Here is a 16,828-nt window from a genome sequence, read left to right on the forward strand (position 1 = left end):
GGGGTGCCACAACCGCGGCCCCGTCCGCAGTAAGGAACCGAAACTGTGGGTGTCAGTGCCAGGTCGACGCGCAGCGGCAAGCGCCGCATCGCGATCACGGTCGTTCTCCTCTTCGCGATCGTCGCACTCTTCGTGGTCAGGCTCGTCGACATCCAGGTCGTCCGTGCCGACACCCTCAGCGCCGATTCACTCGGCAACCGATCGGTCGAGCAGCCCATCTACGGCTCACGCGGTGACATTGTCGACGCCAACGGCGTCGTACTCGCCGGGACGGTGATGCGCTACAACATCACGCTGTCTCCCCGCAATGCCGTCGAGTTCACCCGCACAACGGCGGCGGGAGACCAGACGGTCACCGTCGCCCAGGCCGCTGCGGAGGTCGGCGCCATCACCGGTCAGACCGGAGACGCGATCCTCGCGATCATCTCTTCGTCGCTCGCCGCCAATCCCGCCTCGGATTACGCCATGGTGACCAAGGCAGTGGATGTCTCGGTGTTCCGGGCGGTCGACGCGCTCGAGATCCCGTGGATCTACTTCGAGAAGAAGCCCGGCCGGGTGTACCCGGACGGTGCGGTCGCAGGCAACCTCGTCGGATTCGTGTCGTCAGAGGGTGAAGCCCAGGCCGGCCTTGAAATCGGCCAGGACTCCTGCCTCGCGAGCACCGACGGAACGGAGACCTACGAGAAGGGCGCAGACGGCGTCCGGCTGCCGCAGAGCACCGTCACGGAGAAGGCGGCCGTCGATGGCGGAGATGTCGTGACGACGATCGACTCCGACCTGCAGTGGTTCGTCCAGCAGGCCCTGGCCAAGCAGGCCCAGGCCACCGGCGCGGCGTGGGGAACGGTCGTGGTGCAGGAGGTCAAGACCGGGAAGCTCGTCGCGGTCGCCGACTATCCCAGTGTCGACCCGAACAACGTCAACGGAACGACCAACCCCGATGACCGCGGCTCGCGCGCTTTCACGGCCTCCTTCGAACCGGGGTCGACCTTCAAGGCGCTCACCGCGGCATCCGTGCTCGATGCGGGAAAGGCCACGGTGAATACCCAGGTCGTCGCGCCCTATCGATACCTGCCGGGCAACGGCGCGAACATCAACGACAGTTCCGGTCACGCCGACCTGCACCTCACCCTCACCGGCGTGCTGATCGAATCCTCGAACACCGGCATGTCCAAGTTCGGCGAACTGCTGACCGACAAGCAGCGCTATGACTACATGACCAAGTTCGGCCTCGGCACTGCGACGGAGGCGGGGTTCCCCGCCGAAGACTCCGGAATCCTGCATCCCTACGACGAATGGGACCCCCAGACCAAGTACGCCACCATGTTCGGCCAGGGCCTGACCACGACGGCGCTCCAGATCGCGAGCATCTACCAGACCATTGCGAACAAGGGCGTCCGGTTGCCCGTCCAGCTCGTCGCCGGCTGCCGCCAGGCGGACGGCACCATGACGAATGTGCCGGCAGCAGCGGGAACCCAGGTCGTCTCGGCATCGGCCGCGCACGACACCTCGGACATGCTTGAGATGGTGTACCAGAAGGCCTGGCTGTCCAAGGTCTGGAACATTCCCGGCTACCGGGTCGCCTCGAAGACCGGAACGGCCCAGATGCCGGACGGCCACGGCGGGTACACCCACGGGTACCTTGTGTCGGTTTCCGGGTTCGCTCCCGCAGACGATCCGGAGTACGTCGTTTCGGTCAGTCTCGCCGATCCTGTTAAACTGAATTCGTCTGCAGCGCCCGCTCCGATCTTCCAGGAGGTCATGAGCCAGGTGCTGAAGAAGTACCGGGCAGTTCCATCGGGCGCTCCAGCGCCTGCCCTTCCCGGTACCTGGTAAGAAAGCGAGCCCCGTGACCGAGTTGGCACCATCGGCTCTCCGTCCTCAGCACCCGGTTGCGCGGTCGTTGTCGGGCATGGTTGATGAATTCGAACTTTTCCTGCGCGGCGACATCGAGGGTCTCGAAGTCTCCGGCGTGAGTATCTCCTCCCGTTCCGTCCAGCCGGGCGACCTGTACGTCGGCGTTCCCGGGCGAGCCTTCCACGGCGCGAGCTTCGCCGACGACGCCAGGGAGGCCGGAGCCGTCGCCATCCTGACCGATGAGGCCGGTGCGCTCGTCGCCGCCGGAAGCGGCCTGCCGATCCTCGTCACCCCGGACGCGCGCGCCGCTCTCGGCGCGGTCGCCGCCTGGATCTACCGGACCGACGAGAACCCGGCAACGCTCTTCGCAGTGACCGGAACGAATGGCAAGACGAGCGTCGTCTACCTCCTCGTCGCCATCCTGAACCAGCTCGGCGTCGTCACAGGCCTCACCTCGACCGCGGAACGCCGCATCGGCGACCTCGCCGTCGTGAGCTCGCTCACCACCCCGGAGGCCACCGAACTGCATGCCCTTCTCGCCAGGATGCGCGAAGCCGAAGTGCGCGCCGTCGCGATCGAGGTCTCCGCGCAGGCCCTCAGCAGGCACCGCGTCGACGGGCTCGTCTTCGATGTCGCAGGGTTCACCAACCTCAGCCACGACCACCTCGACGACTACGCCAGCCTCGACGAGTACTTCCAGGCCAAACTCGAACTCTTCCAGCCCGACCGGTCCCGGCGCGGCGTCATCACCGTGGACTCCGAATGGGGCCAGCGGATCGTCGCAGAGTGCCGCATCCCGGTGACGACCCTCAGCATCCATCCAGAGGTCGACGCCGACTGGCACCTCTCGATCGTGTCGGAGGACGCCCTCTACACGGAGTTCCTGCTCGAGGGGCCGGAGGGCCGCCGTCTGCAGACCCGTGTTCCGCTGATCGGCTGGTTCATGGCCGCGAACGCCGCACTGGCCATCCTGATGCTCGTCGAATCCGGCTACGACCTCGATGCCATCAATCACACCCTCGCCCGCGACGGCGGCATCGACGTCTACATCCCGGGGCGCACCGAGCGCATCTCCGGCGACCGCGGACCGCTCGTCTACATCGACTACGGTCACAGCCCGGACGCCTTCCTCAACACCCTCGCGGCCATCCGCACCTTCACGCCGGGGCGACTGTTCATGGTCTTCGGCGCCGACGGCGACCGCGACACCACCAAGCGCGCGGCCATGGGTGCCATCGCAGCCAGGGGCGCAGACGTCGTCGTCATCACCGACTTCCACCCCCGCTACGAGGACCCGGCCTCGATCAGGGCCGCCCTGATCGCCGGCGCCCGAGAGGCCGTCCCCGACGTGGAGCTCTACGAGGTCGCCGACCCGCGCACCGCCTTCCGCACCGCGCTCGGCCTCGCGGTCGAGGGCGACTCGATCCTCTACGCGGGCCCCGGCCACGAGAACTATCACGAAGTGAACGGCGTCAAGATCCCCTATTCCGCCCGCGACGATTCCCGGCTCGCGCTGCGCGAAGCGGGGTGGCAGTAGATGATCGCCCTCTCCCTCTCCGAGATCGCCGGCGCCGTCAACGGCGCCCTGCACCTCGACGGAGCCCTGAACGCCGACGGCTCGCCGACGACGCCGGCGACCGTCGTCTCCGGTGCCGTCGACACCGACTCGCGTGAGATCCGCCCCGGCGGCATCTTCGTCGCGAAGCCGGGGGAGACCACCGATGGTCACCTCTTCGCTCCTGCCGCGATCGACAACGGCGCCGCGCTCCTCATCGTCGAGCGCGCGCTCGACCTCCCCGTCGCCCAGATCATCGTCGCAGACGCGGTGGTCGCCCTCGGCGACCTCGCCACCTTCGTCGTGGCCCGCGTCCGCGCGGAGGGTCGGCTCCGGGTGATCGGCGTGACCGGGTCCAACGGCAAGACGACCACCAAGAACCTGCTGCGCGCCATCCTCGAACGCGTCGGCCCGACCGTCGCCGCCCGCGCCTCCTTCAACAACGAGGTGGGCGCGCCGATCACGATGCTCGCCGTCGACTTCGACACCCGGTTCCTCGTCGCCGAAATGGGCGCGAGCGGCATCGGCGAGATCGCCAGGCTGATCCGGATGGTCCGTCCGGACGTGGGGATCGTGCTCAAGGTCGGCCTCGCCCACGCCGGCGAATTCGGCGGAATCGAAGCGACCCTGGCCGCCAAGACCGAAATGGTCACCGACCTCCTCGCAACGGATGTCGCCGTGCTGAACGCCGACGACCCCCGCGTCGCCGGAATGCGGGCACACACCCGCGCCAGGGTGGTCTGGTTCGGCCAGGACGCCACCGGCACCTCGCGCGCACCGGACGGAACGGACTTTTCCGGCGTGCACGCGACCGGGATCGAGGTCTCGAGCAGCGGAACGACGTTCACCCTGCACCTCGCGGGCGGCGACACCCGCCCGGTGACCTTCCAGGTACTCGGAGAGCACCACGTGATGAACGCCCTCGCCGCTGCGGCCACAGCAGAGGTGCTCGGGGTCGGCATCGACGACATCGTCGCGGCACTCGAATCCGTCGTCACGGCCGAACGCTGGCGGATGCAGGTGCTCGGCGGGCGTGACGGGGTCACGGTCATCAACGATGCGTACAACGCGAGCCCCGATTCGATGACGGCGGCCCTCAAGACCCTCGCCCAGATCCGGCGGCCGGGAGAACGCACCGTCGCCGTCCTCGGCGAAATGAGCGAACTCGGCGAATTCTCCGGGGACGAGCACGACCGCATCGGACTGCTCGCCGTGCGACTCAACATCTCCCAGCTCGTCGTGGTGGGACCCGCCGCCCGCCGGATGCACATCAGCACGATCAACGAGGGGTCCTGGGACGGGGAGTCGCTCTTCGTCGACGACCAGGACGACGCCTTCGCCCTCCTCACCGCGACCATCCGCCCCGGTGACACGGTGCTCGTGAAGTCGTCGAACTCCGCGGGCCTCAGGTTCCTCGGCGACCGCCTCGGGGAGTTCTTCTCATGAGAGCCCTGCTGATGTCCGGCGCGATGTCGCTCGTCTTCACGTTGTCCCTGACCCCGCTGTTCATCCGGCTCTTCCACAAGCTCGGCTGGGGACAGTTCATCCGCGATGACGGCCCGAAGAGCCACCACGCCAAGCGCGGCACCGCGACCATGGGCGGCATCGTCATCATCCTCGGCACCCTGATCAGCTACTTCCTTGCGATGTGGCTCACGGGCACCCCGATCACGGCGTCCCCGTTGCTCGTGCTGTTCATGATGGTCGGACTCGGGCTCGTCGGATTCCTCGACGACTTCATCAAGACCCGGAACCAGCGCAGCCTCGGCCTCGGCGGCTGGCAGAAGATCAGCGGGCAGGTGCTCGTCGCCGGCGTCTTCGCCGTTCTCGCGCTGCAGTTCCCGAACAGGCACGGCCTCACCCCGGCATCCACCAAGATCTCACTGTTGCGCGACCTGCCCCTCGACTTCATGAAGCTCGGGACCATCGTCGGGATCGCCCTGTTCATCGTCTGGATCTGCTTCCTCGTCGCGGCGACCTCCAACGGAGTGAACGTGACGGACGGCCTCGACGGGCTCGCGACCGGGTCATCGATCCTCGCCATCGGGGCGTACATCGTGATCGGCTTCTGGCAGTCCAACCAGGCCAGGTACGGGGGAGCGGATATCGGCGACCTCTACCGTTCCTACAACGTGCGCGACCCCCTCGACCTCGCCATCGTCGCCGCAGCGATCGTCGGCGGCCTGATCGGCTTCCTGTGGTGGAACACCTCACCCGCCAAGATCTTCCTCGGCGACACCGGGTCCCTCGCCATCGGCGGGGCGCTGGCCGCACTCGCGATCCTCAGCCGCACCGAGCTCCTGCTCGTGCTCCTCGGCGGCCTGTTCGTGATCGAAGCCGGCTCCGTGATCGTCCAGAGGGCGTACTTCAAGGTCACCCGGGGCAAACGGATCTTCCTGATGAGCCCGATCCACCACCACTTCGAGCTCAAGGGCTGGGCAGAGGTCACCGTCGTCGTCAGGTTCTGGATCGTCGGCGGACTCCTCGTCGCGGCGGGCGTCGGCTCGTTCTACCTCGAATGGCTGACCGCATGATGATGAGCAACAACCCATACGACACTCACTCTGGCCATCGCCGCCTCGACGGCCTCATCAGCTGGCACGCCGACTGGACCGGGCTCCGGGTCGCCGTCCTCGGCCTCGGCGTGACCGGCTTCGCCGCGGCGGACACCCTCGCCGAACTCGGCGCGGACGTCCTCGTCGTCGCCGGTAACGCCCCGGACGACCGGGCCAGGCTCCTCGGCGTGATCGGCGCCGGGCTCGTCCAGGCCGACCTGAGCGAAGTCCCCGCTGAACTCGCCGCCCACCGTCCGGAACTCCTCGTCGTCAGCCCCGGCTTCCACCCCGACCACCCGCTGCTGCTCTGGGCCGCCGCAGCCGGAATCCCCGTCTGGGGCGACATCGAACTGGCCTGGCGCCTGCGCGACAAGGTCGGCGCCCCGGCAGAGTGGATCCTCGTCACGGGCACCAACGGCAAGACCACGACCGTGCAGCTGACCGCGACGATCCTCGCCGCAGCAGGCCACCGGGTCGCCCCCTGCGGCAACATCGGCGTGCCCGTCCTCGACGCCGTCCGCGACCCGCTCGGCTGGGACGTGCTCGTCGTCGAACTCTCGAGCTACCAGCTGCACCACCTGCCACGCACAGGGCCGGGCGCCCTCGTGCCGTGGGCGAGCGTCTGCCTGAACATCGCGGACGACCACCTCGACTGGCACGGCTCCGCTGCCGCCTACCGCGAGGCAAAGGCCACCGTCTACGCCAACACCAAGATCGCGTGCGTCTACAACAAGGACGACGAGGCCACCCGCACGATGGTCGAGGACGCCGAAGTCCGCGAGGGCGCCCGCGCCATCGGCTTCGGCCTCGGCGTCCCCGGTCCGAGCGACCTCGGCGTCGTCGACGGCATCCTCTGCGACCGCGCCTTCCTCGAGGAACGCTTCGACACCGCGATCGAACTGACCACCGTGCCCGAGCTCCGCGCCCGCGGCCTCGGCGCCGCCCACCTCGTGGCCGACATCCTCGCCGCGAGTGCCCTCGCGCGGTCCTTCGACGTCGACGCACCGATCATCCATGACGTGCTCGAGACCTTCCAGCTCGACGAACACCGCATCGAGATCGTGGCAGACGCAGCGGGCATCCGCTGGATCGACGACTCGAAGGCCACGAACCCGCACGCAGCTGATGCGTCGCTCGCCGCGTTCGACTCCGTGGTCTGGCTCGTCGGCGGCCTGCTCAAGGGCGTCGACATCGACCACCTCGTCAGCACCCACGTGCCCCGGCTCCGGGGCGCCGTGATCATCGGCGTCGATCGGGACGCCCTGCGCGCGGCATTCCTGCGACACGCCCCCGGGTTGCCCGTATTCGAGATCGATGCCGCTGACACTGGACAGGTGATGCCGAACGCCGTCGCTGCCGCGGCAGGCATCGCCGAGTCAGGTGACGTCGTGCTGCTCGCACCGGCGGCGGCATCGATGGACCAGTTCTCCGACTACGCAGCACGCGGCCGCCTCTTCGCGGAAGCCGTTCACGATTATCTGGGAGGTGAGGCGGATGGCGAGACTGCCCCAGGCTCGAACGCCTAGGACCGCAGCCCCCCACCAGCCCGCGCCCGAGGCGCACAACCCCGCCACCCGCATCCATCTCGGACGCGTGTTCAAGGCGGAATCGACGAGCTACTTCCTGCTGCTCGGAACGACCCTCTTCCTCGTCGCCTTCGGCCTCGTGATGGTGTTGTCCTCATCGTCGGTCGACTCCTACCTCGAGAACGCCGGCTTCTTCGGCACCGTGCTCCGCCAGGGCGGCTTCGCGGCCGTGGGCGTCCCGCTGATGCTCTTCGTCAGTCGGATGCCGATCAAGTTCTGGCAGAGGGTGGCCTGGCCGACCCTGATCATCGCGTGCCTGCTGCAGTGCCTCGTCGTCTTCACCCCGCTCGGCATCACCGTGGCAGGGAACACGAACTGGCTGTCCCTCGGCGGGGTCCAGTTCCAGCCGTCCGAGGCGATCAAGCTCGCGCTCGTCATCTGGCTCGGCATGATCCTCTCCCAGAAGCAGGACCTGCTCGACGACTGGCGCCACGTCTACATTCCCGTGTTCGGCGTCGGCGGCGGATCGATCATGCTCGTACTGATCGGCGGCGACCTCGGAACCGTCATCATCATGGCCGGAATCCTCTTCGGCGCGCTCTTCTTCGCGGGCGTCCGGCTGCGGATGCTCGCGCTCCCGCTCCTGGTCGGCACGGTCGCGGGCGTGCTCGTCGCCGTCTCGAGCTCCAACCGGATGACCCGCATCCTCTCCTTCCTGAACACCGGCTGCGACGACCACACCGGAACGATCTCCGCGGCGTGCTGGCAGCCGCTGCACGGCACCTGGGCACTCGCCAACGGCGGGATCTTCGGCGTCGGACTCGGCAACTCCAAGGCCAAATGGTCCTGGCTGCCCGCTGCGGACAACGACTACATCTTCGCGATCATCGGCGAGGAGCTCGGCCTGATCGGCGCCATCGTCGTGCTCGGCATGTTCATCCTGCTCGCGTTCGCCTTCCTGCGGATCATGCGCTCGAGCACGAGCGTGCAGGCGCGCGTGTCGACGGCCGCCGTGATGGTCTGGGTCATCGGCCAGGCGCTCGTCAACATCGGTGTCGTCCTCGGCGTCTTCCCCGTCCTCGGCGTCCCGCTTCCGCTCGTCTCCGCGGGCGGCACAGCCCTGCTCTCGACCCTGATCGCGATCGGCATCGTGCTGTCCTTCGCCCGCGCGCACCCCGATCCGGCCGGGCGCACCCCCGGCGGAACCGAGCACCCGGCGGCACGGCCCGGACCGAGACGGGTGTCCGAGTGACCACGTACCTCATGGCCGGCGGCGGGACCGCCGGCCATGTCAACCCCCTGCTCGCGGTCGCCGATGCGATCCGCGCGCGCGAACCCGACGCGGTCATGATCGTGCTCGGCACCAGGGAAGGCCTCGAGGCCCGCCTGGTACCCGCACGCGGCTACGAGCTGATCTTCGTGCCACGGCTGCCGTTCCCGCGCCGCCCGAACCGCGCCGCCGTGCTCTTCCTGCCCCGGTTCAACCGCGCCGTCAGCGACCTCGCCGCCGTGCTCCGCGCCAGGAAGGTCGACGTCGTCGTGGGCTTCGGTGGCTACGTCTCGACGCCGGCCTACCTCGCGGCCCGCCGGGCGGGCATCCCGATCGCCATCCACGAGGCGAACTTCCGCGCGGGACTCGCGAACCGCCTCGGGGCCTGGCTGACCACGCGCGTCGGCGTCGTGTTCCCCGGAACCCGGATCCGCCACGGCCGGGTCGTGGGAATGCCGCTGCGGCCGGAGATCCAGAACCTCGACCGCCCCGGCGTCCGGGCGGAGGCGCTGCGCTTCTTCGACCTCGACCCCGGCCGGCCGACCCTCCTCGTCACGGGCGGGTCCCTCGGCGCGCGGCGCCTCAACGGCACGGCCGTGCAGTCAGCATCGGCGCTGGTCGAGGCCGGCTGGCAGGTGCTGCACATCACCGGGCAGAAGTCCGAGGTCTCCGACCCGGCCATCGACCACTACCGGATGATCGAGTACTGCGACCGGATGGACCTCGCCCTCGCGAGCGCGGACTTCGCCGTCTCCCGGGCAGGGGCCGGGACGGTCTGCGAGCTCAGCGCGCTCGGCATCCCCGCCGTCTACGTGCCCTACCCGGTCGGAAACGGGGAACAGCGCTTCAACGCGGCCTCCGTCGTCGCCGCGGGTGGCGGGATCATCGTCGACGACGCGGCCTTCCTGCCCGCCTGGGTCGCTGACGAGCTCGTGCCGCTCCTCACCGACCGGCCGCGCGTGCGCAGGATGGGGGAGCTCGCGGCATCCGTCGGAGGCCGCGACGGCGCCGAGCGGATGGCGGACCTCGTCAGCGATGCCCTCGGCCACCCACACGGCGGCGTCAATCCGGCAATCCCTGGCGCCGACGCGTAACGTAGAGGCCGCACCACACCCGATTTCGACACTGAGATTCGACACTGAGAAGAGCGGCACCACGTGATCAAGCCCGACCTGAACCTCGTCATTCCTGCGGACCTGGGAACGGTACATTTCGTCGGCATCGGCGGTTCCGGAATGAGCGGCATCGCGCGGCTCTTCCTTGCGGCCGGCCACACCGTGACCGGCTCCGACGTGCGCGAGTCCGCGAACGTGCTCGCCCTGCGCGAGCTCGGAGCGCGGATCAGCATCGGCCACGCCGCGGAAAATGTCGGGGATGCCGATTCCCTCGTCGTCACCGGGGCGCTCTGGCAGGACAACCCCGAGTACGTCCTCGCCCTCGAGCGCGGCCTCCCGGTGCTGCACCGGGCCCAGGCGCTCGCCTGGCTGATCCAGAAGCACCGCCTCGTCTCCGTCGCCGGCGCACACGGCAAGACCACGTCGACCGGGATGATCGTCACGGGCCTGCTCGGCATCGGCAAGCACCCGAGCTTCGTCAACGGCGGAGTGATCGAGTCCCTCGGCGTCTCGGCGGGCGCGGGAACCGATGACCTGTTCGTTGTCGAGGCCGACGAATCCGACGGGTCCTTCCTGCTGTACAACACGGCCATCGCGCTCGTGACGAACGTCGATCCGGACCACCTCGACCACTACGGGTCCCTCGAAGCGTTCGAGGCCGCCTTCGTGCAGTTCTCCCACGCAGCCACCGAGCTCGTCGTGATCTCCGCAGACGACCCCGGCGCGGTCCGGGTCACCCGGAGCCTCACCGGCCAGAAGGTCGTCACCTTCGGCGAGGCCGCCGACGCGACCGTGCGCGTGCACTCCGTCGTGACGGATGGTCCCGTGAGCTTCTCCGTCTCGTATGCGGGCCAGGACTACTCAGCGACCCTGCGGATCCCCGGCAGGCACAACGCGATCAACGCGGCAGGCGCCTTCGCCGTGCTCGTCGGACTCGGCTGCGACCCCGCAGCGTCGCTCGCGGCCATTGCCACCTTCGGAGGCACCCAGCGCCGCTTCGAACTGCACGGCACCGTGAACGGCGTCAGTGTCTATGACGACTACGCCCACCACCCGACGGAGGTCGCGGCCGCGCTCACCGCGGCACGGACCGTCGTCGGGACCGGGCGCATCATCGCCGTGCACCAGCCGCACCTGTACAGCCGCACCCGCCTCTTCGCGCAGGAGTTCGCGGACACCCTCGAACGCACCGCTGACCAGACGGTCGTGCTCGGCGTCTACGGCGCCCGCGAGGATCCCGAGCCCGGCGTGACCGGCGCTCTGGTCTCCGGAAAGTTCCACGACGCATCCAAGGTCGCCTACGTGCCCGACTGGCAGGAGGCCGCCGACTACGTTGCGCGCATCGCCAGACCCGGCGACTTCGTCGTCACACTCGGCTGCGGTGACGTCTACCGGATCGTCCCCCAGCTGCTCGAATCGCTCGGCGACCGCGTCCAGGCCCAGGGATAGCACGGGGGAATGAGGCGACCAGAGGGCTTCGACCGGCCGGAGCAGCCGCCCACCAGGGACGGCGCCGCGCCCAGCGCTGCCACACCCGGCGGCCGGGGCACGAAGCGTTCGTCGCGCCGCCCCGCGGACACCGCGACTCCCGCCGGCGGCCGGGGAACGACCGACGGCACCAGCACCGAACCCATCACGGTCCCGAAACGCCAGCCAGAGCAGCCGCACCTCGCCTCCGTCTCGCCTCTGCACTCGTCAGGAGCGCAGCAGGCCGAACCCGTTACCGAGCCGATCACGACGGTGCCGGCGCGGTCACCGGGTGCACGGCCGCCGAAGGGGCGGGCGTCTGACGCAAAGACGGAGACCGCCGGTACGGCAGGGGAGGACGCAGAGCCCGCGCTGACCCCCGCAACGGCCCGGCGCAAGTTCCGCGCCGCCCGACGCGCGCGCAAGCGTTACGAACGCGAGGAGGTGCGCCGCTTCACCTGGCGCTCGCGCCGCCGCCGCACGGCCTGGCTCGTCGCGCTCGGTACCGTGGCCGCTCTCCTCGGGTTCGTTCTCATCGGGACGTACTCGCCGCTGATGGCGCTCCGCACGATCGAGGTCGTCGGGACCAGCCGGATCTCCGCCGACCAGGTCACCGCCGCGCTCGGCGACCAGCTCGGCACCCCGCTGCCCCTCGTGGACTTCGCGCGGATTCGCGAGGACCTCGGTACGTTCCCATTGATCCAGAGCTACGTGACCGAGAGCAGGCCACCGGACACCCTCGTGGTGCGGATCGTCGAACGGACGCCCGTCGGCACGGTCGTCGTCCCCGGCGGGTTCAACCTCGTCGATGCCGCGGGCGTCGTGATCCAGAACGGCCCTGCACGCCTGGCCGGCTATCCCGTGATCGACGCGCGGGCCGGCGTCGGCAGCGCCGGGTTCCAGGCCGCGACGGCCGTCATCGCTGCCGTCCCGGATGCCGTCCGCCAGCAGCTCGACACGGTCACGGCGGCGACCACCGACGACGTGACCCTGGTCCTGACCGGTGGGGCCCGGGTGGTGTGGGGGAGTGCGGAGCGATCGGAGTACAAGGCCGTCGTGCTCGCCGCGCTCATCGTGAGCCACCCCGTCGGCACCGTCAAGGAATACGACGTCTCTTCTCCGGACAGCGCCGTCCTCCGCTGATCCGCGGGCCATCCGCCGGCCGGGGAACCGAGTCGTCCCGCCACGCGTAATCCGCACGGTGATTTTTCCGGGGTTGTTCGCGACACGCGGGCGCGCCTCCCCGGAGGGGGATGCGTGGCGCTTACCTTCGAAATCAGGAATTGCATACTCAGCATAACTTTAAACTTCGACCAGAGGTTTAGGGTTCCACCGGAGGCCGGACGTGTCAACAACAAACCAGAACTACCTCGCTGTCATCAAGGTTGTTGGAATCGGCGGCGGCGGCGTCAACGCTGTCAACCGCATGATCGAACTCGGCCTCCGTGGCGTCGAGTTCATCGCCATCAACACCGATGCCCAGGCGCTGCTGATGAGCGACGCCGACGTCAAGCTCGACGTCGGTCGCGACCTCACCCGTGGCCTCGGCGCCGGCGCGGACCCCGAGGTCGGCCGTCGTGCCGCCGAGGACCACGCCGAAGAAATCGAAGAAGCCCTCGCGGGAGCCGACATGGTCTTCGTGACCGCCGGCGAAGGCGGCGGCACCGGCACCGGCGGAGCACCCGTCGTCGCCCGCATCGCGAAGTCCATCGGCGCGCTCACCATCGGCGTCGTCACGAAGCCGTTCGGCTTCGAGGGCAAGCGCCGCCAGGCCCAGGCCGAGGCGGGTGTCGCCTCCCTCAAGAACGAGGTCGACACGCTCATCGTCGTGCCGAACGACCGCCTGCTGGAAATCAGCGACCGCGGCATCAGCATGCTCGAGGCCTTCGCAACGGCCGACCAGGTCCTCCTCGCCGGCGTGCAGGGCATCACCGACCTGATCACGACCCCCGGTCTGATCAACCTCGACTTCGCCGACGTGAAGTCCGTCATGCAGGGCGCGGGTTCCGCGCTCATGGGCATCGGCTCCTCACGCGGTGCAGACCGCGCCATCAAGGCGGCAGAACTCGCCGTCGCCTCCCCCCTGCTCGAGGCGTCCATCGACGGCGCACACGGAGTGCTCCTCTCGATCCAGGGCGGCTCGAACCTCGGCATCTTCGAGATCAACGATGCGGCCCGCCTCGTCCAGGAGGCCGTGCACCCCGAAGCCAACATCATCTTCGGTGCCGTCATCGACGACACCCTCGGTGACGAGGTCCGGGTGACGGTCATCGCAGCAGGCTTCGACGGCGGAGAACCCGGTGTCAAGGCCGTCGAGGTGCGCCACGCGGACCTCGTGGCCGCGGGTGTCGCCGCCGGCGCCGTCTCCGCTACGGCGGATGCTGCATCGGGCGGCGCTGCGAGCGTCTTCGGCACCGAAGAGGCAAGCGTCGCGACCTGGTCCGCCGGAGAAGCAGGGACGGCCGTCGCTGACCCGGCCTTCGAAGAAGACCCCGACGACCTGGACATCCCCGACTTCCTCAAGTAAACCCATCGTGACCGAATTGCGTCCTGAGCCGTCCGGCCTCGCCGGGCGGCTCGACGTCGTGCGCGAACGGGTCGCCTCGGCCGCCAGGGACGCGGGCAGGGACCCGGCGGACGTGACGACGATCGTCGTGACCAAGTTCCATCCCGTCACGATGATCGAGGAACTCCTCCGGCTCGGTGTGCACGATTTCGGCGAGAATCGCCACCAGGAGGCCCAGGAAAAGGCCGGCGCCCTGGCCGGCCGCGACCTCACCTGGCATTTCGTCGGCCAGGTCCAGGGCAAGAAGGCCCGGCAGGTGCGCTCATACGCTCACGTCGTGCATTCCGTCGACCGGGCGTCCCTCGCGACGGCCCTCGGCTCTGCCGACTCGTCCATCGACTGCTTCATCCAGGTGAACCTCACGGACGACCCCGCTCGCGGGGGCGTCGATCCCTCCGGGCTCGATGCGCTCGTCGAGCACGTGCTCGGCACGCCGGGATTGCGCTTGCTCGGGCTCATGGCCGTCGCCCCGCTCGGGGCGGAACCGGCAGCGGAGTTCGCCAGGGTCCGGTCACTCGGGGAGGGCATCCGCAGGTCCGCGCCCGAGGCGCGATTCCTGTCGATGGGCATGTCGCAGGACTATCCGGAGGCCATCCGCGAAGGGGCGACACACCTTCGAATTGGCACCGCAATCACCGGGAATCGCCCGACTCTCGGTTAATCTGAGTACGAAGAATCACCAACACGGAGGTCGAGATGTCCAACCCGCTCAAGAAAACCATGGTTTACCTGGGGCTGGCAGACGAAGAGCTGGAGTACGAGGCGCCCGTCGCCCCACCCGCGGCCGATCAGAATGCCGTCTCGAATTCCGCCCAGCCGAAGACCGCCGCGCCGCACCAGGCCGGCCCGTCCGCGACGCGCGTCGAGGGCTCTCACGGCACCAATGGCCGCGCCCCGGTGACCCCGCTGCGCAAGACCTCCACTCCCAAGAATGTGGCTGCCTCAGAAATGAATGAAATCCTCACCGTCCACCCGCGCCAGTACCGCGATGCCCAGCTGATCGCGGAATCCTTCCGCGAGGGCATTCCGGTCATCATCAACCTCTCCCAGATGAGTGACGCCGACGCGCGCAGGCTCATCGACTTCGCAAGCGGCCTCTCCCAGGGCCTCTACGGCAAGATCGAACGGGTCACCGCCAAGGTGTTCCTGCTCTCGCCGTCCCACATCGTCGTCTCGGGCGACAACGCCGCCGAGGAGTCCGACACGGAGTCGTCCTTCTTCGCGCAGTCATAGTCTCGGCCGTGTTCGTCGTCACACTGCTCGCCTGGATCATCTATTTCGCCCTGCTGTTGTATTTCTTCGTCATGTGGGGACGCTTCATCGTCGACCTCGTCCGCAGCGTCAACCGCTCGTGGCGCCCGCAGGAAATCACGCTCGTTCTGGTCGAATTCATCTACGTGGTCACCGATCCACCGGTCAAATTCTTCCGGCGCATCCTGCCGCCACTGCGGGTCGGCCCGATCGCATTCGACTTCGGCTGGAGCCTGACCATGCTCTGCACGATCATCGGCATGGGCGTCGTCGGCGCTCTCCGGTAGTTCTCGCGTCCGTTCCGGAGTGCGGCATGTATTCTTGATCGAGGCGTCCCGGGTTCGCGTGTGCAACACGCTCCGTCCGGTAGCGTCAATTATTCGTTCGACAAAAAGTTCTCAACTGAGTTTTAAGGGTGGAAAGCCATGGCGCTAACTCCGGAAGATGTAGTCAACAAGCGGTTCCAGTCGACCAAGTTCCGTGAAGGATACGATCAGGACGAGGTGGATGACTTCCTCGACGAGGTCGTCGTGGAGCTTCGCCGCCTGACTGCCGAAAACGAGGAGCTCCGCGCCGGTGTCAGCACCGAAGCCGGAAGCACTCCCGTCGTCGCCCCCGTCGAAGCCGTCAAGGCTCCCGAGGTCGTTCCCGCGCCCGTCGTCGTTCCCGCGGTCGTCGCCGCAGCGGCTCCCGTGGCCGAGCCGATCGACGAGACCGCCGGCACCACGAACCTGCTGCAGCTGGCCCGCCGCCTGCACGAGGAACACGTCAAGGAAGGCGCCGAGAAGCGCGACGCCCTCATCGCCGAGGGTCACGCAACTGCGGCCCGCCTCGTTGCGGAGGCCGAAGCCAAGCAGCGCGCGCAGAACACGATCCTGGACAAGGAACGCTCCGTCCTCGAGAACAAGATCGACGGGCTCCGCACCTTCGAGCGCGAATACCGCCAGAAGCTGAAGAGCTACATCGAGGGCCAGCTGCACGACCTCGACGCTGCCTCACCGGTCGGCGCCGAGAGCGCGCAGAAGCCGAGCTACCAGGGCTTTGGCTCCTAAGGTCCGAACGAAAGGGCGATCCAGCGCGCTCATCGTTCTGGGCCTCGCCGCGCTGGGCGTCTATGCGCTCGACCAGACGGCCAAGTTCCTCGTCGTCAGTTCGCTGACCGAAGGAAGTACCGTCCGGGTTCTGGGGGATGTGCTGCAATGGCACTACGTCCGGAACCCGGGCGCGGCGTTCAGCCTCGCCACCGGCATGACGTGGATCTTCACGATCATCGCCGCGGCGGTCGTCGTGTTCATCGTGATCTTCGCCGGGCGCATCCGCTCCCTGGCGTGGGCGCTCGTCTTCGGCCTGCTCCTCGGCGGCGTGCTCGGAAACCTCACCGACCGGCTTTTCCGGGAGCCGTCCTTCGGCCTGGGCCACGTCGTCGACTTCATCACGACACCCTGGCTGATCCCCGCCATTTACAACGTCGCGGACGCGTCGATCGTCACGAGCATGGTGATCTTCATGATCCTCACCATCCGCGGCATCGGCCTCGACGGACGCAGGGCCGTGCGCGAGCCGGTCGGCACCGCCCATGATGCCGATCCGGCCGACCCCGGCTCGACCCCGGCACCGCCCCTGCCCGCCGAAGGCACCCCGGCAACACCCACCCAGTTAGCACCCTGAT

15 protein-coding genes are annotated in these 16,828 nt (G+C 68.4%); all 15 read left to right on the forward strand.

The genetic code is table 11. The features are described 5' to 3' along the window. Positions 1–45: 45 nt before the first annotated feature. The 15 genes from E3O46_RS06775 (at position 46) to lspA (ending at position 16,827) form a co-directional block, all read left to right on the forward strand. Positions 46–1,833, forward strand: a complete 1,788-nt coding sequence (locus E3O46_RS06775) for a peptidoglycan D,D-transpeptidase FtsI family protein (RefSeq protein ID WP_241975250.1) — start codon at positions 46–48, stop codon at positions 1,831–1,833. A 13-nt stretch (positions 1,834–1,846) separates the two neighbouring features. Beyond that, positions 1,847–3,391 carry a Mur ligase family protein gene (locus E3O46_RS06780; protein WP_134446099.1) on the forward strand — a complete coding sequence of 515 codons (1,545 nt, stop codon included), beginning with the start codon at positions 1,847–1,849 and terminating at the stop codon, positions 3,389–3,391. Further along, complete coding sequence (locus E3O46_RS06785; RefSeq protein WP_134558348.1) at positions 3,392–4,855, forward strand: UDP-N-acetylmuramoyl-tripeptide--D-alanyl-D-alanine ligase; 1,464 nt, start codon at positions 3,392–3,394, stop codon at positions 4,853–4,855. It abuts the gene before it with no gap. After that, positions 4,852–5,943 (forward strand): phospho-N-acetylmuramoyl-pentapeptide-transferase, encoded by a 1,092-nt coding sequence (mraY, locus tag E3O46_RS06790; protein ID WP_134446097.1) that lies wholly within the window; start codon positions 4,852–4,854, stop codon positions 5,941–5,943. The genes E3O46_RS06785 and mraY overlap by 4 nt, the downstream gene beginning before the upstream one ends. A gap of 2 nt (positions 5,944–5,945) precedes the next feature. Continuing rightward, complete coding sequence (gene murD, locus E3O46_RS06795) at positions 5,946–7,490, forward strand: UDP-N-acetylmuramoyl-L-alanine--D-glutamate ligase (protein ID WP_134558367.1); 1,545 nt, start codon at positions 5,946–5,948, stop codon at positions 7,488–7,490. Next, positions 7,459–8,742 carry a putative lipid II flippase FtsW gene (gene ftsW, locus E3O46_RS06800; protein ID WP_134561388.1) on the forward strand — a complete coding sequence of 428 codons (1,284 nt, stop codon included), beginning with the start codon at positions 7,459–7,461 and terminating at the stop codon, positions 8,740–8,742. The genes murD and ftsW overlap by 32 nt, the downstream gene beginning before the upstream one ends. Further along, a complete protein-coding gene (locus tag E3O46_RS06805; RefSeq protein ID WP_134561389.1) occupies positions 8,739–9,854 on the forward strand; it encodes a UDP-N-acetylglucosamine--N-acetylmuramyl-(pentapeptide) pyrophosphoryl-undecaprenol N-acetylglucosamine transferase in 1,116 nt (371 codons plus the stop codon). Before ftsW ends, E3O46_RS06805 begins: the two co-directional genes overlap by 4 nt. Positions 9,855–9,917: 63 nt before the next feature. Beyond that, the gene (murC, locus tag E3O46_RS06810; protein WP_134446094.1) at positions 9,918–11,324 is read left to right on the forward strand and encodes a UDP-N-acetylmuramate--L-alanine ligase; all 1,407 of its coding nucleotides are present in this window, start codon (positions 9,918–9,920) and stop codon (positions 11,322–11,324) included. A gap of 9 nt (positions 11,325–11,333) precedes the next feature. Beyond that, positions 11,334–12,485 carry a cell division protein FtsQ/DivIB gene (locus tag E3O46_RS06815; RefSeq protein WP_134561390.1) on the forward strand — a complete coding sequence of 384 codons (1,152 nt, stop codon included), beginning with the start codon at positions 11,334–11,336 and terminating at the stop codon, positions 12,483–12,485. A 202-nt stretch (positions 12,486–12,687) separates the two neighbouring features. After that, on the forward strand, positions 12,688–13,869 hold the full coding sequence (ftsZ, locus tag E3O46_RS06820) for a cell division protein FtsZ (protein ID WP_134446092.1): 1,182 nt from the start codon (positions 12,688–12,690) through the stop codon (positions 13,867–13,869). A 7-nt stretch (positions 13,870–13,876) separates the two neighbouring features. Continuing rightward, the gene (locus tag E3O46_RS06825) at positions 13,877–14,569 is read left to right on the forward strand and encodes a YggS family pyridoxal phosphate-dependent enzyme (RefSeq protein ID WP_241987355.1); all 693 of its coding nucleotides are present in this window, start codon (positions 13,877–13,879) and stop codon (positions 14,567–14,569) included. A 35-nt stretch (positions 14,570–14,604) separates the two neighbouring features. Beyond that, positions 14,605–15,141 carry a cell division protein SepF gene (locus E3O46_RS06830; protein WP_134446091.1) on the forward strand — a complete coding sequence of 179 codons (537 nt, stop codon included), beginning with the start codon at positions 14,605–14,607 and terminating at the stop codon, positions 15,139–15,141. 8 nt (positions 15,142–15,149) lie between these two features. Continuing rightward, positions 15,150–15,446 (forward strand): YggT family protein, encoded by a 297-nt coding sequence (locus E3O46_RS06835; protein ID WP_134561391.1) that lies wholly within the window; start codon positions 15,150–15,152, stop codon positions 15,444–15,446. A 138-nt stretch (positions 15,447–15,584) separates the two neighbouring features. Then, complete coding sequence (locus tag E3O46_RS06840; protein ID WP_134446089.1) at positions 15,585–16,211, forward strand: DivIVA domain-containing protein; 627 nt, start codon at positions 15,585–15,587, stop codon at positions 16,209–16,211. After that, complete coding sequence (gene lspA / locus E3O46_RS06845) at positions 16,201–16,827, forward strand: signal peptidase II (protein ID WP_134561392.1); 627 nt, start codon at positions 16,201–16,203, stop codon at positions 16,825–16,827. Before E3O46_RS06840 ends, lspA begins: the two co-directional genes overlap by 11 nt. Position 16,828 lies beyond the last annotated feature (1 nt).

The organism is Cryobacterium glucosi, from assembly GCF_004402235.1.
In the GTDB taxonomy this organism is placed as follows: domain Bacteria; phylum Actinomycetota; class Actinomycetes; order Actinomycetales; family Microbacteriaceae; genus Cryobacterium; species Cryobacterium glucosi.